Genomic DNA, 26,291 nt, shown 5'->3' with positions numbered 1-26,291 from the left:
TTTGGGCAGGGGGTGGGCGCTACCGCGCTCGCCCCCTGCCCTTGACTTTGCCGGGCTGGCAAAAAAGGAAACTCCAAGTGCTCCGATTTCTGGTGCGTCGACTGCTACAAGCGATCCCGACGCTATTGATCTTGTCCATACTCATCTTCGCGTGGCTTCGCTCTCTGCCCGGCGGTCCCGCCGGTGCTCTGCTCGGCGACAAGGCCACGCCCCAGAAGATCGCCGACCTCAACAAGGTTCTCGGGCTCGACCAGCCTGTTTTCCTGCAGTACTTCAAGTTCCTCGGCCGGGCGCTCACCGGTGACTTCGGCAACTCGCTCGCCTCCGGGCAGCCGGTCATGTCGGAGATCAGCACTTTCGCGCCCGCCACCATCGAGCTGGGCTTCGCCGCGATGGTCATCGCGATCGGGCTCGGCATTCCCTTCGGTTATCTCAGCGCCCAGTTCCACGGCCGGATCGTGGACAACGTCATCATCGTTCTCACGCTGGTCGGGGTCGCTGTTCCGGTGTTCTTCCTCGGTTACGTCATGCAGGACGCGTTCGCCGCGCCGCTGGGGCTGCCGTCCCAGGGCAGGCAGATGACCGGGCTCGACGCCACCTCCATCACCGGATTCGCGGTGTTCGACGGCATCATCACCCAGGAGTGGGACGCCGTCTGGGACGCGCTGAAGCACCTGGTGCTGCCCGCCGTGGCGCTGGCCACCATCCCGCTCGCGGTGATCACCCGGATCACCCGTGCCTCGGTGCTCGACGTGCTGAACGAGGACTTCATCCGCACGGCGAACTCCAAGGGGCTGACCCAGTCCATCGTGCGGCGGCGGCACGTGCTGCGCAACGGCCTGCTGCCCGTGGTGACCACCATCGGCCTGCAGACCGGCGCCCTGCTCGGCGGTGCGGTCCTGACCGAACGGGTCTTCAACTTCCGCGGCCTCGGTTATCTGCTCGCCGAGGGCATCGAGCGGCGTGACTATCCGCGGCTGCAAGCCCTGCTCCTGTTCGGCGCGGTCGTGTATGTCCTGGTGAACATGCTGGTCGACGTCTCGTACGGGATCATCGACCCGAGGGTGCGTGTGCGATGAACACTCTGCTGAACAAGCGCAAGGAGCCGATCGACAAGCTCGCCGCCGCGGCCGCCGGCCGCAGTCTCGGTGCCGAGGCCGTGCGCCGCATGTTGCGCAGCCCGGTCGCGATCACCGGTGCGAGCATCACTTTGCTGTTCGTCCTGATCGCGGTCTTTTCCCCGCTGCTGGCGCCCAAGGACCCCAACGAGCAGTACCTGGGGAGCCTGGTCCGGCCGGACTTCATCCCCGGCAGCCAGCCGGGCTTCCTGTTCGGCGCCGACGACTTCGGCCGGGACTTCCTTTCCCGCCTGATCGTCGGTTCGCAGCAGACCCTGCTGGTCGGCGTGCTCGCCACGCTGATCGGCCTGGTGATCGGCATGATCATCGGCGGCCTCGCCGGTGCGTTCGGCGGCTGGGTCGACACGGTCCTCATGCGGCTGGTCGACGTCATGCTGTCGGTGCCTTCGCTGCTGCTGGCGATCTCGATCGCCGCGCTGTTCGCCAAGGCCAGCCAGTGGTCGGTGATCATCGCCGTCTCGATCATCTGCGTGCCGATCTTCGCCCGGCTGCTGCGCGGCTCGATGCTGGTGCAGCGGGACAGTGATCACGTGCTCGCGGCGACCTCGCTCGGGGTCAAGAGAACGACGATCGTGTTCCGGCACATGCTGCCGAACTCGCTCGGCCCGGTCATCGTGCAGGCGACCCTGACGCTCGCGACCTCCATCCTCGAAGCCGCGGCGCTGTCGTTCCTCGGCCTCGGTGACCCGGATCCGTCCCGTGCGGAATGGGGCCTGATGCTGGGCAAGGGCGCGCGCCAGTTCCTGGACATCCGGCCGGAACTGGCGTACTACCCGGCCATCGCGATCATCGTGGTGGCGCTCGGCTTCACGCTGCTCGGCGAGTCCCTCCGTGAAGCCCTCGATCCGAAGAACAGGCGGTGATTTCCCGTGGCACTCCTCGAAGTTCGTGACCTCAAGGTCGTTTTCCAACGCCGCGGCGAGCGGCCGTTCACCGCGGTGGACGGGGTGAGTTTCAGCGTCGAACCCGGCCAGACCGTCGGGCTCGTCGGCGAGTCCGGTTGTGGTAAGTCGGTGACCTCGCTGGCGATCATGCGGCTGCTGGCGAAGCGCGGGAACACCGTCACCGGCTCGGTGTCCTATGAGGGTACTGACCTGCTTGGCTTGTCGGACAAGGAAATGCAGGACCGCCGCGGCCGCGACCTCGGCATGGTGTTCCAGGACCCGCTGTCCTCGCTGAACCCGGTCATCCCGATCGGGCTGCAGATCGCCGAGGTGCTGGAACGCCACCGCGACATGTCGCGCAAGAAGGCGATGATCGAGGCGGCCGAGCTGCTCGACAAGGTCGGCATCCCCGACCCGACCCGGCGGCTTTCCGAGTATCCGCACCAGCTCTCCGGCGGCATGCGGCAGCGCGCGCTCATCGCGATCGCGCTGGCCTGCCGTCCCCGGCTGCTCATCGCCGACGAGCCGACCACCGCGCTCGACGTGACGATCCAGGCGCAGATCCTCGCGCTGCTGCGGGAACTGGTGCAGGACACCGGAACCGCGCTCGTGATGATCACGCACGACCTCGGCGTCGTCGCCGGGCTGTGCGACGAGGTCAACGTCCTCTATGGCGGCCGGATCGTGGAGCGGGCGCAGCGCCACGCGCTGTTCGCCCAGCCGCGGCACCCGTACACGCACGGCCTGCTCTCGTCGATCCCGCGTCTCGACGCGGGCCGTGGCGAGAAACTGGTCCCCATCAAGGGTTCCGTGGCCGACAACATTCCGTGGGACGGCGGTTGCGCGTTCGCGCCCCGCTGCCCGAACGCCGTCGCGGCGTGCCGTGAGCACTCGCCGGACCTGGTTCCGGACCACGGCGGGCTGCTGCGGTGCCACAACCCGGTCCAGCCGGCCGTCGCCGCTGGAGGAGGACACCGATGACGCACGCAGCGCAGGGTGAGGTGCTGCTGACGGTCGAAGACCTGAAGGTGCACTTCCCGATCAAGCAGGGCATCGTGTTCGACCGGACGATCGGGCACGTGTACGCCGTCGACGGTGTGGACCTGTCGATCGTCCGCGGCGAGACCTACGGGCTGGTCGGCGAGTCCGGCTGTGGCAAGTCCACGCTGGGCCGGGCGATCCTGCGGCTTTCCGAGCCCACCAACGGCAAGGTCGTGTTCGACGGCACGGACGTCGCGCAGCTCAAGGGCGAGGCTTTGCGCCTGGCACGGCGCCGGATGCAGATGATCTTCCAGGACCCACTGTCCAGTTTGGACCCGCGCCAGTCGGTCGAGTCCATTCTGGTCGAGGGCATGAAGGCGCACGGGCTCGACAAGGACAAGGAGTCCACGGCGAAGCGGCTCAAGGAGCTGCTCGCCGCGGTCGGCCTCCCGGAGTCGTCGCTGCGGAAGTACCCGCACGAGTTCTCCGGCGGGCAGCGCCAGCGCATCGGCATCGCGCGGGCGCTCTCGGTCGAGCCGGACCTGATCGTCGCCGACGAGCCGGTGTCCGCACTGGACGTTTCGGTGCAGGCACAGGTGGTCAACCTGCTCGAGGAGCTGCAGGAGCGCCTCGGGCTGACGTACCTGGTGATCGCGCACGACCTCGCCGTGGTGCGGCACATCTCCGACCGGATCGGCGTGATGTATCTCGGCGCGCTGGTCGAGGAGACCACCGCGGACGAGCTCTACGAGAACCCGCTGCACCCGTACACGAGGGCGCTGCTTTCGGCGATTCCCGTGCCGGACCCGGTGGTCGAGGACAGCCGCGAGCAGATCCTGCTCGCGGGCGACCTGCCCTCGCCGGCGAACCCGCCGACCGGCTGCCGCTTCCACACGCGGTGCCCGTGGAAGCAGGAGAGTCTGTGCGACACCGACCGCCCGCAGCTGCGGGAGATCGGCGCCGGGCACCGGGTGGCCTGCCACTACGCGGAGGACAACCGTGACGGCCGGATCCACCCGCACGAGGTCAAGGCCGAGCTCTTCGAGATCGACGGCGCCCTCAACCCGGACCTCGGCCCTCCCGACGTCGCCACGGTCTCCGATGTCCTCTACGCCGCAACTGCCCCTGAAGGCCACCATCACGGCGTATTACGCCGTGATGGTGGCCTTCAGAGGCTTTTAGCGGCAGTACTCGCGCCGCTACCGGCCAGACGGCGCAACTCGTCGACGAGTTGCGTGATCGACAGGGCGCGAGCGGGCTGTTTCGGGCAGGATCACTCCATGCAGGTCACCGTTCTGGGCGCTTCGGGCCGTACTGGGCTTCACGTCGTCAAACTCCTTCGCAGCCGTGGTCACTCCGTGCGTGCCGGGCTGCGCAGCAGCGGCCGGGCCGATGAGGTCGCCGGGCTGGGGGCGGAGCCGGTGGTCGCGGACGTCACCGCCGACGCCGCGGACCTGGTCGAGGCCATCGCCGGTTCGGAGGTCGTGATCAGCGCGGTCGGCGCGCCCGATCCGGACGAGGCCTCGGTGAACCTCGTCGACCGCGACGGCGCGATCTCCGCGATCCGCGCCGCCGAGAAGGCCGGGGTCAGCCGATACCTCCAGCTGTCCGCGCAGTTCGCCGACTCGCCGGACCAGGGCGACCGGCTGGTCCGCTCGATCCTGCTGGCGAAGCAGGCTTCCGACAGCGTGCTCCAGCGGTCCGGCCTGATCTGGACCATCGTCCGGCCCGGCACGCTGACCGACGACCCGGCCACCGGACGGGTGAAGATCGCGACGCACCTCGAGCACGGCAAGGTGTCCCGCGCGGACGTCGCCGCCGTGCTCGTCGCCGCCCTGGACGAGCCGCTGACCGAGAACCGCGGGTTCGACGTGCACTCCGGCGACATCCCCGTCAACGCCGCGCTTGCCGCTTTCGGCTAGCCGGGCGCTGCCCTCCCGGTACGCTGCAGGCAAGACGCCTGAACCCGGCGTGAAACGGCAAAATTTAGCTAGGGGCACGCATTGAACGTCGACCAATGGCTGGAGAGCATCCCGCCGTTGTCGGTCTATCTGATCGTCGGCCTCGTGGTGATGATCGAAAGTCTCGGCATCCCGCTGCCCGGTGAGATCGTGCTGGTCAGCGCGGCCCTGCTGTCCTCACAGCACGCCGAGCTGAGCCCGCTGTGGATCGGCATCATCGCCAGCGCCGGCGCGATCATCGGTGACAGCATCGGCTATCTGATCGGGCGCAAGGGCGGTAAACGCCTGTTCGCCTGGGCGGGCCGGAAATTCCCGAAGCATTTCGGCCCGAAACACATCGCCAAGGCCGAGGCGATGTTCCAGAAACGTGGCGTGTGGGCCGTGTTCTTCGGCCGTTTCGTGGCGTTCCTGCGCATCCTCGCCGGCCCACTCGCGGGTTCGCTCCACATGCCGTACCCGCGCTTCCTCGCCGCCAACGCCCTCGGCGGCATCGCCTGGGCGGGCGGCACCACGGCGCTCATCTACTACCTGGGCATCGTGGCCGACAAGTGGCTCAAGGGCTTCTCGTACGTCGGGCTCGCCGTCGCGGTGGTCGCCGGGATCGTCATCGCGCTCGTCATGAAGAAGCGCATGGCGCACAGTGATGACGACGGTGACAACGACGATGACGAGGGCACCGACGGCAAGTCGAAGGACGAGTCCGCCACCGTCCTCAGCTGAGGTTTCGGCAGCCCGGTGTCACCATAGGTGGCATCGGGTTTCTCCGGTCGTCTCACCGAACATATTTTTTGTCTTGACAGCCAGAATATTCGGTGTGAAGCTGGGTGCACACCAGCGAAGGAGACTCCGATGACCGACGTGACTTCCCGTGACGGCACCAAGATCGCCTACAGCCGGGCAGGCGAGGGCCCGGCCCTCGTCCTGGTCGACGGCGCGTTGAACACCCGCACCTTCGGCCCGAATCCGGACCTGGCCAAGCTGCTGGCCGACCACTTCACGGTCTACACCTACGACCGCCGCGGCCGCGGGGACAGCGGCGACACCGCGCCGTACGCCATCGAGCGCGAGGTCGAGGACGTCGAAGCGGTCATCGAGGCGGCGGGTGGCTCCGCGTACCTCTACGGCATCTCGTCCGGCGCGGCGCTCGCGCTGGAGGCGGCCACGCGCCTCTCGTCGGTGAAGAAACTGGCGCTGTACGAGGCCCCGTTCGTGGTCGACGCCACCCGGCCGCCGACGCCGTCCGACTGCGGTGCGCGGATCGGCGAGCTGGTCGCCGCGGGCAAGCGGAGCGCGGCGGTGAAGCTGTTCATGGCGAAGGGTGTCAACCTGCCCGGTGCCGTCGTCGCGCTGATGCCGCTGATGCCAGCGTGGAAGCAGCTCAAAGCCGTCGCGCACACGCTTCCGTACGACCTTGCCCTGGTCCAGCACGCCCAGGCGGGCAAGCCGCTGCCCGCGGACCGCTGGAGCGCCCTCGCCGTCCCCACGCTGGTGGTCGGCGGCACGAAGAGTCCACAGTGGATGCGCAACGGCGTCGAAGCGCTCGCCGGCACCCTTCCCGGAGCTCGGCACCGCGCGTTGCCGGGCCAGACCCACATCGTCAAGGCCGCGGCCCTCGCACCCGTCCTCCGCGAGTTTTTCGGCGGCTGACGGCCTCGGTCATCCGGCTGCGGCGCGCTTCCGTTCGCGTGAAGCGCGCAGGTTGCTGATGTTTCCGCAGGTCTTGACGTCGTGCCAGACGCCGCTGTTGTTGCGCGACACGTCGTAGAACGCCGATCCGCACTCTTCTCGGCGGCAGATCTTGAGCCGGGGCCAGGTTTTCGCCTGCTGGGCGAGCAGGGTCTCGGTCCACAGCGCCGAAACCAGCCAGTCGCCCCCCGCGCCCGACGGCGCGAGCCGCACCGAGCCGTCCCGCCCGGGGAGCAGCGCGGTGCGCACCGGGCCCGGCGCGCTCACCTCTTCGCCGTGGACAAGCTGCTCGAAGAGGCTCCGCACCTCCCGCAAGGCCGCCAGATCGCCCTCGGACAGCGTGATCTCCGGCACGTCCAGCCCGCGCGCGGCCGACCACGCGGCGAGCGCACGGCTCAGCCACGGCTGCGCCAGTTCGGTGCTCGACAGCAGGTCAGGGCCGTAGTCGCCGATGGTCTTGGTGTTGACGAAGTCCTGCACCAGGCCGAGTCCGCCGGGGGCCTCCCGGAGGCCGAACCGGCCCGTCCCACTCCATGACATAGGTCAAGCGTACTTGACTCTGTCGCATCTCGGGTCCACTGTCGTGACAGAGGTAAAAGCTATTTGACTATGTCAACAGGAGGACATCATGACCACCATCAAGGGCGCCACCGTGCTGGTCACCGGCGGCCTGCGAGGGCTCGGCAAGGCGTTCGTCGAGCAGCTGCTCGAGCTCGGCGCCGTGAAGGTCTACGCCACCGCCCGCACGCCGGTCGAGAGTGGAGACCCGCGTGTCGTCGCGCTGCCGCTGGAGGTCACCGACGCCGCGTCCGTCGAGGCGCTCGCGAAGCTCGCGGGCGACGTCTCGATCGTGATCAACAACGCCGGGGTGGTCGGCCAGTCCGCCCTCCTCATGGCGGACGTCGACGAGGCCAAGGCCACCTTCGACGCCAACGTGTTCGGGGTGTTGCGCGTGGTGCAAGCGTTTGCGCCCATCCTCGCGGCGAACGGCGGCGGCGCGCTGGTCAACATCCACTCGGTGCTGTCCTGGGCGGCGGGCTCCGGCTCGTACGGCGCGTCCAAGGCCGCCGTCTGGTCGCTGACCAACTCGCTCCGCATCGAGCTCGCGGGCCAGGGCACCCAGGTGGTCGGCGTGCACCTCGGCTACACCGACACCGACATGATCAGCGCCCTGGACGTCCCCAAGAACGACCCGAGCCAGGTCGCCCGCGACGCGCTGGCCGCGGTCGAGAACGGTGAGACGGAGGTCCTCGCGGACGACATCTCGCGTCAGATCAAGGCCGCGCTCTCCGGCCCGGTCGAGCACCTCGGCGCCACGCCCATCGCCGTCTGAGCACGGCCCAGGACGCGCGACTCGTCGACGAGTTGCGCGGGGGCTTCAGGCTTTGACCGGTTCCGGGGCGAGGAAGCCGTCCACGGGTTCGGCGCGTGTCCGCCGCCGCGTCGAGCCGAGCAGGACCCCGCCGATCACCACGAAACCGGCCGCGATCTCCAGCGCGGTCGGCCGCTCGTGCAGCACGAAGAACGCCATCGACAGTCCCACCACCGGCACCAGCAGCGAAAACGGCGCGACGACGCCCGCCGGGTTGCGCCGCATCAGCGTGGTCCAGATCCCGGAGCCGACGACCGTGCCGATCAGCACGACGTAGGTCAGCCCGGCCAGCGCGGTGAGCCCGGCCGGCGTGCCGAGCGTGGTCAGCGAGCGCCACTGCGCGGCGGGACCCTCGGCGATCAGCGAGAGCGCGAACATCGGCAGCGGCGGCACGACCGACATCCACAGCGTGAAATGCAGCGGGTTGTCCGGGACGGCCTGCCGTGTGCTCAGGTTGCCGAAAGCCCAGCTCAGCGCCCCCAGCAAGGTGAGGATCACCGGCAGCAGCGCGGCGTGGGCGGCCTGCTGCCAGGCGATCGCGGCCATGCCGAGCACGGCGAAGCTGATCCCGGCGAGCTGCCGCCCGGACACCCGTTCGCGCAGGAACACCGAACCCAGCAGCACGGTGAACGGCGCCGACGCCTGCAGCACCAGTGACGCGAGCCCGGTCGGCATGCCGGTGTCCATCGCGACGAACAGGAACGCGAACTGGCCGGTGCCGAAACCGAGGCCGTAGCCGAGCAGGTACCTGACCTTCACCTTCGGCCATGGCACGAACAGGATCGTCGGGATCGCGATCACCACGAACCGCAGCGCCCCGGCGAAGAACGGCGGAAATTGGCCGAGGGTGGCGTGGATGGCGAGGAAGTTGCAGCCCCACAGGACGGCGACGAACACGGCGAGCAGACGGTCACGAGCAGGCATGTCCCCACTGTGTGGGTTTCCACCGTGAAGGTCCAGCGAGAATATCTGCAGAGACCCTGTAGCACTGCTTCAAGGTGCTGTTGCTCCAAACGGGTTGTCTCGTTTCGCCAACGCTGCCCTAGGTACGTTTTTCTTGCCTCGGTTTTCGTTCCCGGATTACAAGAATCAATTGTTTTCCGCTTTAGTCGATCCCGGATTCGGCAGGTATTTCGACAGCGCTACGCTCGCGTCGGTTGACGCGCCGATAACCGTGCTTTCTTTGCCTGCTGGTCAATTCTCTCGTTCAAGGATTGGGATGTATGGAAAGCTTTGACGTCTCGAACCGCCGCTTGCCGAAGTGGAATCGAGCCAAAATCTGCTGTTTCGCGGCCGTGGTGACACTGCTGGCCGCCGGGTGCGGAAGCGAGCCCGCGACCCCGGTTCCCGTCGCGGTGAACCAGGAGGACCTCACCCTGCTCCCGCAGGCCACGACGTTCGCCACGGTGCCGGACGCCGCGAAGGACTCCGGGGCGCCCGCGACCGGGAAGGTCGTTCACCCCAAAGACGAAATCGTGGTCTACCAGAGCGTCGGCGGCAAGGCGATCGCCAGGCTCCCGTCGATCCAGGTGGGCTCCCCGACCTGGGTCCCGGTGCTCTCCGAGCAGGACGACTGGGCGGAGATCCTGCTTCCGGCCAGGCCGAACGCCGCCGTGGGCTGGGTGCACCTCAACCCGGCCGTCGTCGAGACCGCGCAGAACGACTACACGATCAAAGTCGATCGAGCGGCCTTCTCGCTGGAACTCGACCGGGCTGGCAAGCCGGTGGGGAACTGGACCGTCGGCACCGGGAAACCTGAGTTCCCGACCCCGGCCGGCCGCGCTTTCCTGCTGGCGTCGATCGAGGAAACCGTGAACAAGTACAGCCCGATCGTGCTGCCGCTCAGCGCGCACTCGGAATCGCACGAGACCTTCGGCGGCGGTCCGGGCACGGTCGGCATCCACACCTGGCCGAACGACAGTTATGTCGGCAAGGCGAACAGTGACGGCTGTATCCGGGTGCCCCAGGCCGCACTGGACGAACTCGTCAAGGTTCCGCTGGGCGCCATCGTCACCATCGTTTGATTCCCCGTAAATCTTTCGAAAGGATAGCTCCTTGTTCCCCAGAAACGCTTTCGCAGGCAGTATCGGCCTTTGTGCGGCCGTCCTTGTCGCGGGCACGCTCTTCGCGCCGGTGGCGGGTGCCGCCGAGCACCCCGTCAGCTCCGCGTACGCGCTTTCGGCCACCGGCCTGCTGAAGGTCGGCCCGGTCCCGTTCGCCGACGGTTCGGACGGCTTCGACCAGAAGTCGCTCGCGGAACTTTCCCTCCCGCTGCAGCTGGTCAAGGTCAACGTGCTCAACGCGCAGGCGGGCGACAACGAGGCCAGGGCGAGCATCAAGGACGTCAGCGTCGGCCTGAACGGGCTCATCGGCGGCCAGGGCAAGCCGCTGGTCAGCGTCTCCGCCATCGAGGCGGAGTGCAAGGGGGGCAAGGCTTCCTCTTCGCTCGCGAAGGCCAGGATCGGGGACATCAAGCTCGACGTCGCCGCCGCGCCGAACACCGGGGTCGTCGTCCCGGGGCTGGCCTCGGTCCTGCTGAACAAGCAGGTCAAGCACAAGGACGGCTCGTTCACCGTCACCGCCCTGTCGATCAGTGTCGACGGTATCCAGACGCTGGACCTGGCCTCGGCGACCTGCGCCGAAGGCGGCGGCGAAGGTTCGACGCCCCCCGGTTCGCCGGAGCCGACCGAGCCGACGAAGCCCGGCAAGCCGACGAGCACCAAGCCGAGCGTCCCGGCCACCACGACCGGCACCGGCGACAAGCCCGCTGGCGACAAGCCTGACGCCAACGGCAAGGCCCCGGCCCCGACCCCGGCCAAGGCCCACCTGGACGTCACCGGCTGACCGTTTTTACCGTCCCTGAAGGCCACTGTGTTTTTCTCGGGCCCGTCGCCTCGTCGGCGACGGGCCCGACGGACTCCAAGTCCCTCAAGGTGGCCTTCAGGGACCTCGGAGACTTTGCAGGGCTGCTTCATTTAAGCTGCGAGGATGGACCTCGGGCGGTTGCGGACGTTTCGCGAGCTCGCCGACCGCGGCAGCGTGACGGCCGCCGCGCGGGCGCTGCACTGCACGCCGTCGGCGGTGTCCCAGCAGATCAAGGCGCTGCAGGGCGAGGTCGGCCTGCCGCTGACCGAGCCTGCCGGACGCGGCCTGCGGCTGACCGATGCGGGCCGCGCGCTGGTCGCCAGGGCGGACGAGGTGCTGGCCGCCCTCGACCGCGCGGAGTCCGAATTGGACACTTACCGCAGCGCGCCGCGCGGCCGGGTCCGCGTCGCGATCTTCCAGTCCGCGGCGTTGATGCTGCTGCCCGGCCTGCTCCACCGCGTCGCCGAGTACGACGGCCTCGAGCTCGACGTGCGCGACATCGACATGACCCCGCCGGAGGTCCCCGGCCTGGTCGCGGACTACGACGTCGTGGTCGCGCACCGCGACGAGCACGCCCCGCCCTTCGGCACCGACCGGCTCGAGGCCGTCCACCTGCTGCGTGAACCGATGGACGTCGCGCTGCCAGCCGGACATCGGCTCGCGAGCCGCCGTCGCGTCGAACTCGCGGACCTCGCCGACGAGAAGTGGATCAGCGTCGACTTCGGCTTCCCGGTGGACGACGTCCTGCGCTCGCTCACCGTGCGCACGGGCGTGCGGCCCCAGGTCGTCCAGCGCATCAACGACTTCCGCATCACCGAACGGCTCGTCGCCGCCGGGCACGGGATCGCGCTGCTGCCCCGCTACACCATGGACACCCGCCGCGGCAGCGGGCTGGTCTGCCGACCACTCGCCGGGATCCGGGCCGCACGCCACGTCGAGGCCGTCTGCCGGAGGGGTGCGGCGGCGAGGCCCGCGGTGGCGGCGGTCATCGACTCGCTGCGTGCCGAGGTCGCCGAGCTGACGAGCTGACGTCGGAATGGCGCGAGGAAGAGCCCCGGGCGGCTGGGCGTCGGCCAGGCTGATCGCGCTGCTGGTGCTCCTCGCCGTCGCGCTGGGCTGGACGATCGCGGGCGGACCGGAGTTCCTGATCGCGGCGTTGATCGCCCTTCCCGGGCTGGCCTGGTACGAGGTCGGGATCCTTCAGGAAACGAAGCGCCGGAGGCGAGCGCTACTCAGCGGGCGTGGGATTTCAGGTGGCCGACGGCGACGGCGAGCGCGTCCGCCAGCGGAGTGATGTCCCGGCGGATGTGCGCGAGCATCAGTCCGCCCTGCAGGCAGGCCATCGCCGTCTGGGCCAGCCGCGCCGGATCGGCGTCGGCGGCGAGCTCTCCCTTGTCCCGCAACGCGATCAGCCCCCGCGCCAGGTGGGATTCCCACTCCCGGTACGCCTTGTCGAGCAGCCCGGCGACGCGCGGGTCGTCGCCCAGTTCGCCCGCGATGTTGCCCAGCGGGCACGCGATCGGCCCCTGCGGGCCGCGCTGGATGTCGAGCAGCTGCTCGGTCCACCGGTCGAACGCGGCCCAGTCGTGCAGGTCGTTGATCGCGGGCTGGTTCGCCAGGATGGTCTCCAGGTACCGGCCGATCACGGCCTCGACCAGCTGGTCCTTGTTCTTGAAGTAGTGATACATCTGCGATTTCCCGGCCCCGCAGGCGGCGAGCACCTTGTCGACGCTCGTCGCCGCGACACCGTTGGTGTACATCAAGGCCGCCGCCGAGTCGACGATCGAATCCTGTGTCCGACGCCCCTGTTCGGTCGGGGCCCCTGCTTGCACGTCCATGTACCGGATAGTACAGTCAGTGTCGTTGTACTGATTAGTACAGCTTTGACGGGGTGGAAGGACTTATCAGTGAGCGAGCTTTCTACGGGTTTGAACGCGATTGCCGCCGGTGTCCGGGGGGCCGTGCCCGAGGGCATCGCCACCGTGCTGGAGGCCGAGCCGGGCAGGAATGTCGACGGCGCGGATCCGGCGGGTTTCGCCGCGGTCGGCGACAAGCTGAACGCCTTCACGCTGCGGGATGCGAACGGCGGCGAGGTCTCGCTCGACGAGCTCGTCGCGAACGGTCCCGCCGTACTGGTGTTCTACCGCGGGGCCTGGTGCCCGTACTGCAACCTGACCCTGCGGACCTACCAGCAGGAGCTGGTCCCCGTGCTCGACGGGCTCGGCATCCGCCTGGCCGCGATCAGCCCCCAGCTCCCGGACGGTTCGCTATCCGCGAAGGAGGCCAACGAACTGACCTTCGCGGTGCTCTCCGACCTCGGCAACGAGGTGGCTCGTTCACTCGGCATCACCTTCATGCCGAGTGAGCGGATACAGAGTGCGATGGCCACGCTCGGCGCCGACCTGCCCCGGCAGAACGGCACCGCCAGCTGGGAACTCGCCTACCCGACCGTGGTGGTCGTCGACCGCGACCGGACCGTTCGCTTCATCGACGTCCACCCGGACTACACGACCCGCACCGAGCCCGAAGCGATCGTCGCGGCCGTCAAGGCGCTGTAACTCGCTCGCGCTTCAGCTTGACGGTGATCACCGAGCCGAGGACCAGCGCCACTCCGAGGGAGAGCAGCATGCTGATCGCCGGCTCGGTGATCATCTGCCCGCCGAGGTAGCCGAGCAGGGAAACGTACGAGGTCCACAGCGTGACGCCGACAACCGACGCCGTGAGGAACTCGCCGAGCGGCCAGCGCAGCGAACCGGCGAGCAGCGCGCCGACCGTCCCGCCGGACGGCAGCCACCGCGCGACCACCAGCACCGGCCGCGGGTGTTGCTGCAGCTTCCCGTCGAGCCAGGTGATCCCGGCGTCGATGCCGCGACGGCGGCGCAGCCTGTCGAGCAGGTGCGGCCCACCGAACCGGCCGATTGCATACAATCCCTGGTCCGAAATCAGGCAGCCGACGCTGGCGACCGCGATCACCACCGGCAGGGACGCGCCGCCCTGGGCGGCGGCGACGCCCATGCCGATGAGCGTCACCTCGGTGGGCAGGAGCGGCACCAGCGAGACGACGAACAGCACCAGCAGCGCGGTCGTCGAAGCGTTCACACTTCCATTAACCGCGCCAACGGTCTCGCTTACTCCCCAAGACAGTGTTCTCACAGGACTTAGACAGGTTCGAGGCCCGAGTGATCACTCTGGTTCGCCCGTCATTCCGGCGGTGGACATGAGGGAATGGGCTCCGCCCTGTCGTAGGCGCTCGCGAACTTGGCCAGCCAGGTTCGCGACTGCGCCTCGCTCAGGGCCGCACTGTCGAGTCTGTTGAGGATGCGCCGGTAGCGCGCGACGTCCGTGGCGTCGTCGATGAACAGTCCGGTCGTGAAGCCTTCGGTGTAAGCCACCGAGGGATGGTCGTCGACGTAGTCCATGATCCTGAAGGCGCCGAACACGGTGAACGGCCCGGCCGAATCCCGGACGACGCGGATCGAGCAGTGTCGCTGACTGGCGGTCATCATCAGGAGCAGCATCTGTTCGTGCATCACCTGCGGGCTGCCGACCACGGTGCGAAGCGCGCTTTCCTGCAGGAAGAAAGTCGTGCCAGGTGGGAGTTGCTTGTCCAGCAGCGCTTGCCGGGCCAGCCTGGCCTGCACGCGCGGTTCGATCTCGTTCTCGGGCCGGTTCGATCCCCAGTGGAACAGCGCGCGGATGTAGCTTTCGCTCTGCAGGAGCCCGGGTATCACCAGCGGCTCGTAATGCCCGATGTCGCTGGCGATGTTCTCCTGGACGATGAGCGAGCGGAGTTCGACGGGCTGGTCCAGGTTGTGGGGCCGGACCCAGTAGCCGTGGTCAGGCACCTCCGACAGCGCCAGCAGCCGTTCGTAGTCTTCGCGAACCACCGGGCCGCAGCTGACCAGGTACTCCGCGACTTCGAGCTCGCGCAGTGGGCGGATGCCGTTCTCCGCGTAGGAGACTTTGCCGATGGGCCAGTCGAGTCTTCTGGTCAGCTCCTCGCCGCTGATCCGGGCCTTGGTACGGCGTAGTCGCAGTTCTGCCCCCATTTCCCGGCTGCGCACGGTGGACTTCGGTTTCGCCCTCTTGGTCATGGCGGTCACGCTAGAGCGGCAATCCGCTCACGGGCAGTCACAGCGCGGTGGATTCACCGCAAAGGACTCACCCCTTGCAGTGATGCAGGAGTGCGCCGAACCATGACAGGACCTGTCATGGTTCGCCGTCATCGTGGTGGTTGACCGAGTTTCCGCACCGAAGGGAATGCTGATGGGTACCGAACTGTCGGGCAAGGTGGCACTGGTCGCCGGTGGCACGCGCGGCGCGAGCCGGGCGATCGCGACCGAGCTCGGGCGAGCGGGCGCGACCGTGTACGTCACCGGCCGGACGACCAGGACGCAAAGGTCCGAAGTGGACCGTCCGGAATCCATTGAGGACACTGCTGACCTGGTGAACGCCTCCGGCGGCAAGGGAATCGCGATTCAGGTCGACCATCTGGAACCCGGCCAGGTGGCGGCGCTGGCCCAGCGCGTCGACGCCGAGCAGGGCAGGCTGGACATCCTGATCAACGGCCTGTGGGGCGGCGACAACCACCTGGAGTGGGGCAAGCCGGTGTGGGAGCACTCGCTCGACGGCGGCCTGCGCATGCTGCGCCTCGGCGTCGACTCGCACCTGATCACCAGTCACCACCTGCTGCCGCTGATGATCCGGCGGCCCGGCGGGCTGGTCGTCGAGATGACCGACGGCACCGCCGAGTACAACGCCAAGTACCGGGAGGGCACCTCGCTGCCGTTTTACGTGGCGAAGGCGTCGGCGCACCTGCTGGCGATCGGCGAGGCCGCCGAGCTGAAACCGCACGGCTGCACGGCGGTCGCGTTCACGCCGGGATGGCTGCGGTCGGAGGCGATGCTCGACATCTACGGCGTCACCGAGGAGAACTGGCGCGACGCGCTGGTGAAGCAGCCGCACTTCTGCATCTCCGAAACCCCGACCTTCAGCGGCCGCGCGGTGGCCGCGTTCGCCGCGGACCCCGACCGCGCCCGCCGGACCGGCCAGACCCTCAGCAGCTTCCAGCTCGCGAACACCTACGGCATCGACGACCTCGACGGCAGCCGTCCCGACGCCTGGCGCTACGTCACCGAAGTCCAGGAACCCGGCAAACCCGCCAACCCCACCGGCTACCGCTGACCCCCACCCACCCCAACACCGCCGTCACCCGTGTCCGAACAGCCGTCACCCGTGTCTGGATCGCCGTCACGCGCGACGGCGATCCAGACACGCGTGACGGCGATCTGATCACGCGTGACGGCAGTCTGGACACGGGTGGCGGCAGGTCAAGCTCGGGGCGGGGTCAGCGGGGGGCGTTGCGGGCGGCGATGGCGGCCCCGGTTTCGGCGAGGGCCGCTCGCAGGTCGGCGGGCTCGAGGATCTCGACCTCGGCGCCGATCGAGGTCAGCTGGGACAGGCCGATGTCACGGTTTTCCAGGGCGAGTTCGGCGTCGGCCCAGCCTTCCGCGTCCGCCGGACCCAGCGAGACGAAGGCGTCCGCGGAGCTTTCGTCCGGCCCGAGGAGCCGCCTGAGCGACCGCACCCCCGCGCGGCTCAGCCGTACCTTGACCGTCAGCCGCAACGGCATCCGCTCGAAGTTCGCCGACGAATCGCGCCACCACCGGGCCAGGTTGAACCCGGCGGGACGCTCGAAACGTTCGTCGACCTCCTCGGCCGACACGATGCGCGAAACCCGGTACGTCCGCAGCGCGTCGTCCTCCGGCACCCGGGCGACGAGGTACCAGACCCCGGCCTTCAACACGAGTCCGAGCGGCTCCAGCAGGCGCTCGGCGACCTTGTCCCGGCGCTGATACCGCACGTTCAGCCGGTGTCGCGCCCACACCGCGCGCGCGACGACGGCCAGCTCGGACGCCTCATCGGTGGCGGCGAACCAGCGGGGGGCGTCGAGATGAAAGCGCCCGGCGACGTGTTCGGCCTGGTCGCGCAGGTCCTTCGGCAGGCTCGCGGACACCTTCGCGTGCGCGGCCGAAACCGCTGTCCCCAGCCCGAGCCCGGCCAGTGCGTCGGGCACTCCGAGCGCGAAGAGCGCGACGGCTTCTCGTCCGGTCAGGCCGTCGAGCCGGGCTCGCCAGCCTTCGACCAGCCGGACGCCGCCGTGCCGTCCCGTTTCCGTCCACAAGGGAACACCCGAATCGCGCAGCGCGCTGAGGTCGCGGTGCATCGTCCGTTCCGAGACGCCCAGTGCCTCCGCGAGCTCGGCCGCCGTCGCGCTGCGTTTGCTCTGCAGTGTGAACAGCAGGGCGACCAAGCGTTCGGCGCGCATGTGAACCCCCGTGGCGAACCGTGAACGCCGCGTCCGGTGTGAACACTGAACGCGACGTTCACGGGCGTTTTACCTGTGAGCTCGGTTCACAGCCGAAACGACGGCCCGCAGCGACGCCGTCACGATCGACGCGTCGATGCCGATGCCCCAGAACACGCGATCCGCGATCGCGCACTCGATGTACGACGCGGCCCGCGCGTCGTCGCCGGGGGTGAGCGTGTGCTCGCTGTAGTCCAGCAGCCGCAGGTCGAACCCGACCGTCGACAACGCGTCGAAGAACGCCGCGATCGGACCGTTGCCGCGCCCGGTGATGTCGTGCTCGTCGCCGTCCACCCGGACGGTCGCCGCGATGTCGTACTCGCTGTCGCCGTTGTCGGTGACGCGCTGCCGGATCAGCTCAAGCGGCACCTGCGGGTCCAGGTACTCGGCCGCGAAGGCGTTCCACATCGTGGTGGCGTCGACCTCGCCGCCCTCGGTGTCGGTATGCCGCTGCACGACCTTCGAGAACTCGATCTGCAGCCGCCGCGGCAGATCGAGCTGGTGCTCGGCCTTCATGATGTACGCGACTCCGCCCTTGCCGGACTGCGAGTTCACCCGGATCACGGCCTCGTAGCTGCGGCCGACGTCCTTCGGGTCGATCGGCAGGTACGGGACCTCCCACGGGTACTCGTCGACCGGCACGCCAGCCTTGTCCGCCTTGTCCTTCAGCGCGTCGAGGCCCTTGTTGATCGCGTCCTGGTGGCTGCCGGAGAACGCGGTGAACACCAGGTCACCGCCCCACGGGCTGCGCTCGGGCACCGGCAGCTGGTTGCAGTACTCGACCGTGCGCTTGATCTCGTCCATGTCCGAGAAGTCGATCTGCGGGTCGACGCCCTGGCTGTACAGGTTCATGCCCAGCGCGACGAGGTCGACGTTGCCGGTGCGCTCGCCGTTGCCGAACAGGCAGCCCTCGATCCGGTCCGCGCCGGCCGCGTACCCCAGTTCGGCGGCGGCGATGCCGCTGCCGCGATCGTTGTGCGGGTGCAGCGACAGGATCACCGAGTCACGGCGCGCCAGGTTCCGGCTCATCCACTCGATGGAGTCGGCGTACACGTTCGGCGGCGCCATCTCGACCGTCGCGGGCAGGTTCAGGATCACCGGCTTCCGCGGCGTCGGCTGCCAGATCTCGGTGACCGCGTCGCAGACCTCGAGCGCGTACGACAGCTCGGTGCCGGTGTACGACTCCGGCGAGTACTGGAAACGGAAGTTCGTGTCCGGCTGCTTCGCTGCCAGCTCGACGACCATTTCCGCGGCCTGCGTCGCGATTTTCTTGATACCTTCGCGCTCCTCGCGGAACACGACGCGGCGCTGCAGGATCGATGTCGAGTTGTAGATGTGGACGATCGCGCGCGGCGCGCCTTCGAGGGACTGGAAGGTCCGCTCGATCAACTCGGGGCGGCACTGGGTCAGCACCTGGATGCTGACGTCGTCGGGGATCGCGCCCTCTTCGATGATCTCGCGGACGAAGTCGAAGTCCGTCTGCGAAGCGGCCGGGAAGCCGACCTCGATCTCCTTGTAGCCCATGCGCACCAGCAAGTCGAAGAATTTGCGCTTCCGGGCGGGGGACATCGGGTCGATCAGGGCCTGGTTGCCGTCACGCAGGTCGACGGCGCACCACAGCGGCGCGCGGTCGATGCGCTTGTCGGGCCAGGTGCGGTCGCGGACGTCGATGTCCTCGACCAGCTGGTGCCACGGGCGGTAGCGGTGCACCGGCATCGAGGTGCCGCGCTGAGGGTTCCAGACCGGCTGACCCGCCGGGGCCGTGCGGGACGGCGTGCGGATGCGGCTGGACGAGGTGCGGGGTTCTGGCGTGGTCATGCTGAGAAGGCTCCTGCCGGGATTGGATGTCTCGACCGGCGACGCGACAAAGCCCCGCGACGAGGAGCCGGTCCGATCAGGCCCCGTCGCGGCAGCGAAGCAGGAGGGTGCATGCCACGACCCCACTTTAACCACGGATCTCCGCCGAAGGGAAGTCAGGTCGCGATCGAACTGTTACGTCCAGTGCGCCAACCGTGTTACTGACAGGTAGCGTTCGGCGTAGTGACGTGTCAGACTGCCGGGCATGGCTGAGCACGCTGAGTCGAGCGAAAAAGCGGAGCGCGAGGCGCCGCCCAAGCGCGCTGACATCAACTGGGGCAAGACCCGTGAGCAGGTGTTTTCGGTCCTGGCGTCGATCGCGCGCTGGGTCGGCCTCGTCTTCGCGGCGCTCCTCGTGCTGCACATCATCTTCGTGATCGGCGAGGCCAACGGCGACAACGGCATCGTGTCGTTCGTCCGCGGCTGGGCCGACTCGCTCACCCTCGGCTTCAAGGACATGTTCACGCCCGCCGACGCCAAACTCCGGGTGCTGATCAACTACGGCATCGCGGCGGTCTTCTGGCTCGTCGTGTCCGTGATCGTCGCCCGCATCCTGCGTCGCATCGGCTCCAGCGTCGGCTAGCGTTTACTGCCAGACGATGGCCTCGTCGCTGTAGTCCGTGTCCGGCGCCTGCTTGGAGTAGCTTCCCGAGCCGTACGACGCGCCGGTCACCGCCGCGGTGCCCGTGGCGAGTGCCAGTTCGCAGCTCTCGTAGGTCGCGCCCTTGGTGGTGAAGTCCTTCTTCGCGCTGCCGCTGTCGCACTTCTCGAACTTGCCGATCACCGAGACGCCCTGCGCTTCGGAACCGTCGGCGAGCGTGCCGTCGACGCCGCTCAGCGAGCTGTAGGCGAAGTCGGTGCCGCTCTCGTTCGAGATGACCACCCGCACGTAGTACGGCGTCATGCCCTTGGCCTTGTCGCCCAGCTTGAGCTCGGCGAGGTCGCTTTCGGCGCCCTTTTCGATGGCCTTGACGGTGATGCCGAGCGAGCCCGTCTTCTCACTCGACTTGAACGGGACGACGGCCTTGTCCCCGAGCTTCAGCTTGCTGCCCTGCTTGGTGAAGTCGCCGCCGGTGGACGCCTGCTCGGTCGGTGTGGCGCTGGCGGAGCCCGCTCCGGACGTAGCCGTGGGTGCGGAGGAGAGCGCCGCGGAGGGCACACCGTCCTTCGCGGTCGAGCAGCCCGCCACGGCCAGCACCGCCGCGGCGACCCCGGCTACCGCCAACACACGGTTACGCATCTGAGAACTCCTTCACTCGAAAGACTGAATCGCACCCTCCGATGGACCAGTGCGCCCTTCGGTTCCCTCAGTCGTCGAATTGCTGTCTCAGAACGCGTCTGAGAACTGTCGCAGCAGCCGCCGCTCGAAGCCTCGAGCACCTGGCCTTCGAAGCCGCCTACCCTCCACAAAGGACGAAAAGTCTGCCCATTCGCCCGTTTCATACCGCTATGATCGTTTCACGCATGTCCCTGAAGGCCACCATGACAGCGTTAGACGCCGTGAAGGCTCCCATCAGGGCACACGGCATACCTGGGGTGGCGACTGAAGGGAACGCGGCCCCAGGCGCCAAACTGGACGCCATGACATCAGTTTCCGGACGCCTTCTCAGAAGGCGGGCGCGTCCCACTCGCCGGTGAACGCGAACTCACTGAGCGCCAGCCGGGTGCGCGGGGCGGTCTCCCGAGTGACGCTGCGTTCATCACCGAGCACCGACGGGTCCGCCTGCGTGCCCATCGCGATCGCGACCTTCGGGACCGCGTGCGCGGGCAGTGAGAACGCCTCGCGCACGGCGTCCGCCGAGAAGCCCGCCATCTGGTGCGCGACGAGCCCCTCCGACACCGCCTGCAGGACGAGGTTCTGGGTCGCCAAGCCCAGCCCGTACTCGGCGTACGGGACCTCGCCCTTCCCGTTCTCCGTCACCATCACCCCGATCAGCAAGGCGCCTGCCCGGTGCGCCCACGCCCGGTTGCCGGAGTTCAGCGTCGAGAGGATTCGCTCGAACGTGTCCTCGCCGCGTCGCCCGACCAGGTATCTCGCGGGCTGGGTGTTGCCGAACGACGGCGCCCAGCGAGCGGCCTCCAGCCCCGCTCGGAGCTGGCTTTCGGAGACGGTCGCGGTCTCGTCCAGCGCGCGGGGGCTCCAGCGCTCGGCGAGGACGGTTTCGATCGGGACGCTCGTTTCGGCAGGCTTTCGCACCCGCCAACGCTAACGTTGCGCGCAAGATCACCCCTGGGCGACGGCGTGCCCTATGTCACCCGGCAGTAAGTGCTTCGAGCATTTCGCTGCGGTTACGGAAGATTTACGCGCTTGTGGCCCCGAACGGGTGGCCGGGGCCACACGGAAGGGTGGCGCGGGGCGGTGACCCCGGTAGAGTTTTGCCCAAATCAGGGACGCGGGGGCTTCTCGGTGCCCACCGGGAGCCGACCCGGCCCGGAGGAGGTTCGGGCGTGGCCCTCGTGGTCCAGAAGTACGGCGGTTCGTCGCTGGAAAGTGCCGCCCGGATCAAGCGCGTCGCCGAACGGATCGTCGCGACGAAGAAGGCCGGCAACGACGTCGTCGTCGTGTGCTCCGCGATGGGCGACACCACGGACGAGCTGCTCGACCTCGCCCAGCAGGTCAACCCGTCGCCGCCGGAGCGCGAGATGGACATGCTGCTGACCGCGGGCGAACGCATCTCGAACTCGCTGGTGGCCATGGCCATCGCGGCGCAGGGCGCGGAGGCGTGGTCGTTCACCGGTTCGCAGGCCGGGGTGGTCACCACGGCGGTGCACGGCAACGCGCGCATCATCGACGTCAGCCCCAGCCGCGTCACCGAGGCGCTCGACCAGGGCTACGTCGCGCTGGTCGCGGGGTTCCAGGGTGTCGCGCAGGACACCAAGGACATCACCACCCTCGGCCGCGGCGGTTCGGACACCACCGCCGTCGCGCTCGCCGCCGCGCTCAACGCGGACGTCTGCGAGATCTATTCCGATGTGGACGGTGTGTACACCGCCGACCCGCGGATCGTGCCGAACGCGCGCAAGCTCGACACCATCCCGTACGAGGAGATGCTCGAACTCGCCGCCAGCGGGTCCAAGATCCTGCACCTGCGCTCCGTCGAGTACGCGCGCCGCTACGGCGTGCCGATCCGAGTTCGTTCGTCCTACAGTGACAAGCCGGGCACCACCGTGGCCGGTTCGATTGAGGAGATCCCCGTGGAACAGGCGCTGATCACCGGCGTGGCGCACGACCGGTCCGAGGCCAAGATCACCGTGACCGGCGTGCCCGACCACACCGGCGCGGCGGCGAAGATCTTCCGGGTCATCGCCGACAACGAGATCGACATCGACATGGTGCTGCAGAACGTGTCCAGCACCTCGTCGGGCCGCACGGACATCACTTTCACGCTCTCCAAGGCGAACGGCGCCAGGGCGGTGCGGGCGCTGGAGAAGGTCAAGGAGAGCATCGGCTTCGAGTCGGTCCTCTACGACGACCACGTCGGTAAGGTCTCCCTCGTCGGCGCCGGGATGCGTTCGCACCCTGGCGTCACGGCGACGTTCTGCGAAGCGCTCGCGACCGCGGGCGTGAACATCGAAATCATCAACACCTCGGAGATCCGCATCTCGGTGCTCATCCGGGACGCGCAGCTCGACGACGCGGTGCGCGCGATCCACGAGGCCTTCGAACTGGGCGGCGACGAAGAAGCCGTCGTATACGCGGGGAGTGGACGCTGATGGCACCCGTACTCGCACTCGTCGGCGCGACCGGTGCCGTCGGCACGGTCATGATCGACATCATGAACAGCCGGGAAACCGTTCCCTGGGGCGAAATCCGGCTGATCGCCTCGGCACGCTCGGCGGGCAAGAAGCTCACCGTCCGCGGCGAGGAGCTGACCGTCGTCGCGCTGTCGCCGGAGGCGTTCGACGGGGTCGACATCGCGATGTTCGACGTCCCCGACGAGATCTCCGCGGAGTGGGCGCCGATCGCGGTGGCCCGCGGCGCGGTGGCCGTCGACAACTCCGGCGCGTTCCGGATGGACGACGAGGTGCCGCTGGTGGTGCCGGAAGTGAACGCGGACAAGGTGACGGTGCGGCCCAAGGGCATCATCGCGAACCCGAACTGCACGACGCTGTCGATGATGGCCTCGCTCGGCGCGCTGCACCGCGAGTTCGAGCTCAAGGAGCTCGTCGTGGCCTCGTACCAGGCGGCCTCCGGCGCCGGGCAGGGCGGCATCGACCGGCTCAACGCGGAGCTCGAAGCCGTGGCCGGCAAGGGTGTCGGCGCTGTCGCGGGTGACGTCCGGGCCGCGCTCGAAGCGGCCGGACTGTCCATAGCGGACGGTCCGTTCGGCCCGGCACCGCTGGCGCTCAACGTGATCCCGGCGGCCGGTTCGTACAAGGGTGACGGCTGGTACTCCGAAGAACTCAAGGTGCGCAACGAATCCCGCAAGATCCTGGGCATCCCGGACCTGAAGGTCTCGGCGACCTGCGTGCGCGTCCCGGTGGTCACCACGCACTCGCTCGCGGTGCACGCCACGTTCGCGCGGGAGGTCACCGTCGAGGCGGCGCACAAGGTGTTCGAGGCGCAGCCGTCGATCGTGCTGGTCGACGACCCGTCCAACGGCCGGTTCCCGACCCCGGCGGACGTCGTCGGCGGCGACCCGACCTACGTCGGCCGGGTCCGCCAGGCGCTGGACTTCCCGAACACGCTGGACTTCTTCGTGTGCGGCGACAACTTGCGCAAGGGCGCGGCGCTCAACACCTACGAGGTCGCTGAGCAGCTCGCCCCTGAGTTCATCTTCTAGAACGGTTGACTGCCTCTGAAGGCCACCGCGTTTCCTCAAGCCCGTCGCCTCGTCGGCGACGGGCCTGAGGGCGTTAGAGTCCCTCATGGTGGCCTTCAGAGGCTTTTACGGCTGAGCGGGCGGCGTCGCGTTGGCGCAAGCCACAAAGCGGGTCGTGAAGAATTTCTGGAGCGGTTTACCGGAGTACGCCCACGCGATCGCGTCGGCGTGCGTGCCGAGGTGCCGGAACTGCTCGACGGCCTCGTCGTAGCGCTTGTTCTCGACCAGCGCCAGCGCCGCGTACGCCCGGTCGTTCCGGGTCGACGGGTGGTTCGCGCCATCCCCGTTCAGCCAGCGCAACGCCTGGTCGAGCGCGCGGCGGGTCCGCTCGTGCTGCCAGGCCTTGACCTCCCTGGCCTCCGCCTCGAACGCCGCGACCACCGGCAGGATACTCAGCGAGGGCGACTTCACGGCGGCCTGCTCGGCGAACTCGAACATCAGCTCGTCCGAGCCGAACCACTTGTGGCACCAGTACTGCAGCGCCTGGTCGTGGGCGCCGCGGTGCAGCGGATCCCGCGCGACCAGCTCTGCCCACCGCTCGCGGAACGCGTCGTTGTCGAGCTGCCTGCCCCGGCCGGTGGTGAGCAGGACCCGCCACGGCGTCGGATCCGCGGGAGCCAGCTCGCTCGCCGCCAGCGCCGCGGTTTCGGCCTCTTCGAGCGTCCGGAAGAACCCCGCGAACTGATCGCTCGACACGTGCTCGGCGCGTGCCGAACTCCGGATCTGCCAGGCCAGCGCGACCAGGCCGTCGGCGTGGACCACCGCCACGTCGGGGTCGTCCGGCCGTGCCGCGCGCCACGCCCGGAGCCAGCTGTCGTCGTCGGCCGCCGCGTCGCCCAGTGCCCGGACCGCGAACGCGCGCTGGTCCCAGTCGGTGCTGATGCCGGTGAGCAGGTCGGCCGCGGGGACCCAGTCGCCGTTGCGGGCCGCGGCTTCGGCGGCGGCCACCCCCGGATCCGCGATGTGGTTCGCCGTGCTGACCTCCTTGGTGTCCGGCAGGCCCCACCGCGTATTCTGCCTGAGGGACCCGTGGATCTCATCTCGTTTCGCTTACGAATCGACCCCGGCTCAGCTCGCTGGTGTGACGGCCTTCTTACGCTGCGGCGCGAGATACGCCCATTGCCAGGCGAGCTCCACCGGGCCGCGGGAGAACCGGCGTGACCACCAGGTGGCCAGCGTCATGAGCAGGGCGCAGAGGAAGACATAGAAGCCCGCCACCCACCACGGCCTGGCGTCGTTCAGCGTCGCCGCGAGGCCGAGGCCCCAGCCATAGCAGAACGCGCCTGCCAGCAGGTTCTGTGTCACGTAACAGGACAGCGCGGTGCGGCCGATCGAGGTCAGGCCGGTGCGGATCAGGCCTGGCTCCTGGCGCATCCGGTGGACGAGCCGGGTGATCAGGCCGAGCAGCCCGAGCGCGACGACCGGCGCGGCGAGGTAGCGCTCGGCGAAGAACCAGTTCCCGCCGGAGAAACCGGCGAGCAGGTCGAGCGGAATTCCGAGGCCGAGCCCGAACTTCGCCAGCTTGAGCTGGATCCGCCGTCCCCGCGCGGAGTCTTCCAGCGCGCCCGCGCGCATCAGCAGGGAACCGGCGAGGAACAGCACGAAACTGAGTGGGATGACCAGGAACGCCTCGGCCCGGTAGGTCCCGGCCATCGTGAGCCGGTCGGCCACGCCGGTCAGCCAGTCGCTTGTGGACGGTGTCGGGATCGGGCCAGCCTGGCCGGTCGAACGCGTGTACGTCAGCAGCGAGATCGCGCCGACGTACAGCACTGCCGTCCCGATCAGCCAGGCGCGCAGCACCCGTTCGCTGCGGCTGACCAGGAACGCGACCAGGATCGACACCACGGCGTAGTACATCAGGACGTCGAACTCGAAGATCAGCACGTAGTGGACCAGACCTTCGACGAGCAGCAGTGCCGAGCGCCAGAGGTACCAGCCCGGCCAGCGCGCCCCGCGTTTGCGCGCCGAGCGGTACTGGATTTCCAGCCCGACGCCGAACAGGATCGACAGCAGGGCCAGGAATTTCCCGTTGGCCAGCAGCCGCAGGACGATCTCGGTGAAGCCGCCCGCCGTATCCGGGCTCGGCGTGGCGAGAAAACCGGCCGCCCCCAGCGGGTCGGTGAAGATCCAGATGTTCGTGCCCAGTGTGCCGAGGATCGCGATTCCCCGCAGCACGTCGAGCGCGGCAATACGTTGTGCTGTCACGGTTTCCGCCCCTCCAGAAATTCTGCTGACACTTCGACCGTAGGCGCGGCGGGCGCGGAGGTCGTCCGTCCAAGGGAGGAGAAGGAGGGTGAGAATTCGGTTGCGATAATCACGCTTTCGGGTGAGTCTTTGGTTCTTGCCGAGCTACGAA

The 26,291-nt window shown here is 68.5% G+C and carries 26 protein-coding genes and 1 pseudogene; 16 read left to right on the top strand and 11 right to left on the bottom strand.

Annotated elements, in window-relative coordinates; translation table 11 throughout:
* Positions 1-77 precede the first annotated feature (77 nt).
* The 7 genes and pseudogenes from QMK34_RS07515 (at position 78) to QMK34_RS07485 (ending at position 6,612) form a co-directional block, all read left to right on the top strand.
* A complete protein-coding gene (locus QMK34_RS07515) occupies positions 78-1,079 on the top strand; it encodes an ABC transporter permease (RefSeq protein ID WP_326412924.1) in 1,002 nt (333 codons plus the stop codon).
* Entirely contained in the window at positions 1,076-2,002 is a 927-nt protein-coding gene (locus QMK34_RS07510) for an ABC transporter permease (protein WP_326412922.1), read from the top strand. The genes QMK34_RS07515 and QMK34_RS07510 overlap by 4 nt, the downstream gene beginning before the upstream one ends.
* Positions 2,003-2,008: 6 nt before the next feature.
* A complete protein-coding gene (locus QMK34_RS07505) occupies positions 2,009-3,004 on the top strand; it encodes an ABC transporter ATP-binding protein (RefSeq protein ID WP_326412920.1) in 996 nt (331 codons plus the stop codon).
* Positions 3,001-4,113: pseudogene (locus tag QMK34_RS07500) on the top strand (ABC transporter ATP-binding protein); the annotation flags it as partial. The gene QMK34_RS07505 and the pseudogene QMK34_RS07500, both read left to right, overlap by 4 nt.
* A gap of 171 nt (positions 4,114-4,284) precedes the next feature.
* On the top strand, positions 4,285-4,926 hold the full coding sequence (locus QMK34_RS07495; RefSeq protein ID WP_326413011.1) for an SDR family oxidoreductase: 642 nt from the start codon (positions 4,285-4,287) through the stop codon (positions 4,924-4,926).
* 81 nt (positions 4,927-5,007) lie between these two features.
* Complete coding sequence (locus tag QMK34_RS07490) at positions 5,008-5,685, top strand: DedA family protein (RefSeq protein ID WP_326412918.1); 678 nt, start codon at positions 5,008-5,010, stop codon at positions 5,683-5,685.
* Positions 5,686-5,814: 129 nt separating this feature from the next.
* A complete protein-coding gene (locus QMK34_RS07485; protein ID WP_326412916.1) occupies positions 5,815-6,612 on the top strand; it encodes an alpha/beta fold hydrolase in 798 nt (265 codons plus the stop codon).
* A gap of 9 nt (positions 6,613-6,621) precedes the next feature.
* Here the strand turns inward: QMK34_RS07485 and QMK34_RS07480 are convergent, their stop codons facing one another.
* Positions 6,622-7,191: a CGNR zinc finger domain-containing protein gene (locus QMK34_RS07480; RefSeq protein WP_326412914.1), complete on the bottom strand. Its 570-nt coding sequence runs from the start codon at positions 7,189-7,191 to the stop codon at positions 6,622-6,624.
* A gap of 88 nt (positions 7,192-7,279) precedes the next feature.
* Between QMK34_RS07480 and QMK34_RS07475 the strand changes: the two genes are divergently transcribed.
* Positions 7,280-7,984 (top strand): SDR family oxidoreductase, encoded by a 705-nt coding sequence (locus QMK34_RS07475; protein ID WP_326412912.1) that lies wholly within the window; start codon positions 7,280-7,282, stop codon positions 7,982-7,984.
* 45 nt (positions 7,985-8,029) lie between these two features.
* Here QMK34_RS07475 and QMK34_RS07470 read toward each other — a convergent pair whose 3' ends face one another.
* Positions 8,030-8,947, bottom strand: coding sequence for an EamA family transporter (locus QMK34_RS07470; RefSeq protein ID WP_326412910.1), 918 nt, complete (start codon positions 8,945-8,947; stop codon positions 8,030-8,032).
* A 299-nt stretch (positions 8,948-9,246) separates the two neighbouring features.
* Between QMK34_RS07470 and QMK34_RS07465 the strand changes: the two genes are divergently transcribed.
* From QMK34_RS07465 to QMK34_RS07455, 3 genes are all read left to right on the top strand, one after another.
* Positions 9,247-10,047: a L,D-transpeptidase gene (locus tag QMK34_RS07465; RefSeq protein ID WP_326412908.1), complete on the top strand. Its 801-nt coding sequence runs from the start codon at positions 9,247-9,249 to the stop codon at positions 10,045-10,047.
* Between the two features lie 31 nt (positions 10,048-10,078).
* On the top strand, positions 10,079-10,867 hold the full coding sequence (locus QMK34_RS07460) for a choice-of-anchor P family protein (RefSeq protein ID WP_326412906.1): 789 nt from the start codon (positions 10,079-10,081) through the stop codon (positions 10,865-10,867).
* A gap of 144 nt (positions 10,868-11,011) precedes the next feature.
* Positions 11,012-11,917 (top strand): LysR family transcriptional regulator, encoded by a 906-nt coding sequence (locus QMK34_RS07455; protein ID WP_326412904.1) that lies wholly within the window; start codon positions 11,012-11,014, stop codon positions 11,915-11,917.
* Positions 11,918-12,120: 203 nt separating this feature from the next.
* Here the strand turns inward: QMK34_RS07455 and QMK34_RS07450 are convergent, their stop codons facing one another.
* The gene (locus QMK34_RS07450; RefSeq protein WP_326412902.1) at positions 12,121-12,726 is read right to left on the bottom strand and encodes a TetR/AcrR family transcriptional regulator; all 606 of its coding nucleotides are present in this window, start codon (positions 12,724-12,726) and stop codon (positions 12,121-12,123) included.
* 69 nt (positions 12,727-12,795) lie between these two features.
* On the opposite strand from QMK34_RS07450, the gene QMK34_RS07445 reads away from it, so the two are divergent.
* Complete coding sequence (locus tag QMK34_RS07445; protein ID WP_326412900.1) at positions 12,796-13,446, top strand: peroxiredoxin-like family protein; 651 nt, start codon at positions 12,796-12,798, stop codon at positions 13,444-13,446.
* On the opposite strand, the gene QMK34_RS07440 is transcribed toward QMK34_RS07445, so the two are convergent.
* Both QMK34_RS07440 and QMK34_RS07435 read right to left on the bottom strand, forming a co-directional pair.
* Positions 13,433-13,987 carry a DedA family protein gene (locus QMK34_RS07440; protein ID WP_326412898.1) on the bottom strand — a complete coding sequence of 185 codons (555 nt, stop codon included), beginning with the start codon at positions 13,985-13,987 and terminating at the stop codon, positions 13,433-13,435. The two genes, QMK34_RS07445 and QMK34_RS07440, sit on opposite strands and share 14 nt — an antisense overlap.
* 101 nt (positions 13,988-14,088) lie before the next feature.
* Entirely contained in the window at positions 14,089-14,982 is an 894-nt protein-coding gene (locus QMK34_RS07435; RefSeq protein ID WP_326412896.1) for a helix-turn-helix domain-containing protein, read from the bottom strand.
* Positions 14,983-15,154: 172 nt separating this feature from the next.
* Here QMK34_RS07435 and QMK34_RS07430 point away from each other — a divergent pair, with 172 nt between their 5' ends.
* Positions 15,155-16,072 carry an SDR family oxidoreductase gene (locus QMK34_RS07430; protein ID WP_326412895.1) on the top strand — a complete coding sequence of 306 codons (918 nt, stop codon included), beginning with the start codon at positions 15,155-15,157 and terminating at the stop codon, positions 16,070-16,072.
* Positions 16,073-16,235: 163 nt separating this feature from the next.
* On the opposite strand, the gene QMK34_RS07425 is transcribed toward QMK34_RS07430, so the two are convergent.
* Together QMK34_RS07425 and leuA are read right to left on the bottom strand one after the other, a co-directional pair.
* Positions 16,236-17,216 carry a helix-turn-helix transcriptional regulator gene (locus tag QMK34_RS07425; RefSeq protein WP_326412893.1) on the bottom strand — a complete coding sequence of 327 codons (981 nt, stop codon included), beginning with the start codon at positions 17,214-17,216 and terminating at the stop codon, positions 16,236-16,238.
* A gap of 69 nt (positions 17,217-17,285) precedes the next feature.
* The gene (leuA, locus tag QMK34_RS07420; RefSeq protein ID WP_326412891.1) at positions 17,286-19,073 is read right to left on the bottom strand and encodes a 2-isopropylmalate synthase; all 1,788 of its coding nucleotides are present in this window, start codon (positions 19,071-19,073) and stop codon (positions 17,286-17,288) included.
* Between the two features lie 244 nt (positions 19,074-19,317).
* On the opposite strand from leuA, the gene QMK34_RS07415 reads away from it, so the two are divergent.
* A complete protein-coding gene (locus tag QMK34_RS07415) occupies positions 19,318-19,695 on the top strand; it encodes a hypothetical protein (RefSeq protein ID WP_326412889.1) in 378 nt (125 codons plus the stop codon).
* A 3-nt stretch (positions 19,696-19,698) separates the two neighbouring features.
* On the opposite strand, the gene QMK34_RS07410 is transcribed toward QMK34_RS07415, so the two are convergent.
* Positions 19,699-20,352, bottom strand: a complete 654-nt coding sequence (locus tag QMK34_RS07410; RefSeq protein WP_326412887.1) for a hypothetical protein — start codon at positions 20,350-20,352, stop codon at positions 19,699-19,701.
* Positions 20,353-20,718: 366 nt separating this feature from the next.
* Complete coding sequence (locus QMK34_RS07405; protein ID WP_326412885.1) at positions 20,719-21,309, bottom strand: nitroreductase family protein; 591 nt, start codon at positions 21,307-21,309, stop codon at positions 20,719-20,721.
* A 251-nt stretch (positions 21,310-21,560) separates the two neighbouring features.
* Here QMK34_RS07405 and QMK34_RS07400 point away from each other — a divergent pair, with 251 nt between their 5' ends.
* Positions 21,561-22,826: an aspartate kinase gene (locus QMK34_RS07400; RefSeq protein WP_326412883.1), complete on the top strand. Its 1,266-nt coding sequence runs from the start codon at positions 21,561-21,563 to the stop codon at positions 22,824-22,826.
* Positions 22,826-23,896, top strand: a complete 1,071-nt coding sequence (locus QMK34_RS07395; protein ID WP_326412881.1) for an aspartate-semialdehyde dehydrogenase — start codon at positions 22,826-22,828, stop codon at positions 23,894-23,896. Before QMK34_RS07400 ends, QMK34_RS07395 begins: the two co-directional genes overlap by 1 nt.
* Positions 23,897-24,001: 105 nt before the next feature.
* Here the strand turns inward: QMK34_RS07395 and QMK34_RS07390 are convergent, their stop codons facing one another.
* Both QMK34_RS07390 and QMK34_RS07385 read right to left on the bottom strand, forming a co-directional pair.
* Positions 24,002-24,883 (bottom strand): DUF4034 domain-containing protein, encoded by an 882-nt coding sequence (locus tag QMK34_RS07390; protein ID WP_326412879.1) that lies wholly within the window; start codon positions 24,881-24,883, stop codon positions 24,002-24,004.
* A 120-nt stretch (positions 24,884-25,003) separates the two neighbouring features.
* Positions 25,004-26,140 carry a DUF418 domain-containing protein gene (locus QMK34_RS07385; protein WP_326412877.1) on the bottom strand — a complete coding sequence of 379 codons (1,137 nt, stop codon included), beginning with the start codon at positions 26,138-26,140 and terminating at the stop codon, positions 25,004-25,006.
* Positions 26,141-26,291 lie beyond the last annotated feature (151 nt).

Source organism: Amycolatopsis sp. H20-H5, assembly GCF_035828755.1.
Classification (GTDB): domain Bacteria; phylum Actinomycetota; class Actinomycetes; order Mycobacteriales; family Pseudonocardiaceae; genus Amycolatopsis.
This window is presented reverse-complemented; position numbering and strand designations above follow the sequence as displayed.

Excerpts from the sequence above, each read along its gene's own strand:
- QMK34_RS07510 (WP_326412922.1), top strand. The coding sequence starts at position 1,076 with ATGAACACTCTGCTGAACAAGCGCAAGGAGCCGATCGACAAGCTCGCC.
- QMK34_RS07495 (WP_326413011.1), top strand. The coding sequence starts at position 4,285 with ATGCAGGTCACCGTTCTGGGCGCTTCGGGCCGTACTGGGCTTCACGTC.
- QMK34_RS07485 (WP_326412916.1), top strand. The coding sequence starts at position 5,815 with ATGACCGACGTGACTTCCCGTGACGGCACCAAGATCGCCTACAGCCGG.
- QMK34_RS07480 (WP_326412914.1), bottom strand. The coding sequence starts at position 7,191 with ATGTCATGGAGTGGGACGGGCCGGTTCGGCCTCCGGGAGGCCCCCGGC.
- QMK34_RS07475 (WP_326412912.1), top strand. The coding sequence starts at position 7,280 with ATGACCACCATCAAGGGCGCCACCGTGCTGGTCACCGGCGGCCTGCGA.
- QMK34_RS07470 (WP_326412910.1), bottom strand. The coding sequence starts at position 8,947 with ATGCCTGCTCGTGACCGTCTGCTCGCCGTGTTCGTCGCCGTCCTGTGG.
- QMK34_RS07465 (WP_326412908.1), top strand. The coding sequence starts at position 9,247 with ATGGAAAGCTTTGACGTCTCGAACCGCCGCTTGCCGAAGTGGAATCGA.
- QMK34_RS07455 (WP_326412904.1), top strand. The coding sequence starts at position 11,012 with ATGGACCTCGGGCGGTTGCGGACGTTTCGCGAGCTCGCCGACCGCGGC.
- QMK34_RS07450 (WP_326412902.1), bottom strand. The coding sequence starts at position 12,726 with ATGGACGTGCAAGCAGGGGCCCCGACCGAACAGGGGCGTCGGACACAG.
- QMK34_RS07435 (WP_326412896.1), bottom strand. The coding sequence starts at position 14,982 with ATGACCAAGAGGGCGAAACCGAAGTCCACCGTGCGCAGCCGGGAAATG.
- QMK34_RS07430 (WP_326412895.1), top strand. The coding sequence starts at position 15,155 with ATGGGTACCGAACTGTCGGGCAAGGTGGCACTGGTCGCCGGTGGCACG.
- QMK34_RS07425 (WP_326412893.1), bottom strand. The coding sequence starts at position 17,216 with ATGCGCGCCGAACGCTTGGTCGCCCTGCTGTTCACACTGCAGAGCAAA.
- leuA (WP_326412891.1), bottom strand. The coding sequence starts at position 19,073 with ATGACCACGCCAGAACCCCGCACCTCGTCCAGCCGCATCCGCACGCCG.
- QMK34_RS07415 (WP_326412889.1), top strand. The coding sequence starts at position 19,318 with ATGGCTGAGCACGCTGAGTCGAGCGAAAAAGCGGAGCGCGAGGCGCCG.
- QMK34_RS07410 (WP_326412887.1), bottom strand. The coding sequence starts at position 20,352 with ATGCGTAACCGTGTGTTGGCGGTAGCCGGGGTCGCCGCGGCGGTGCTG.
- QMK34_RS07395 (WP_326412881.1), top strand. The coding sequence starts at position 22,826 with ATGGCACCCGTACTCGCACTCGTCGGCGCGACCGGTGCCGTCGGCACG.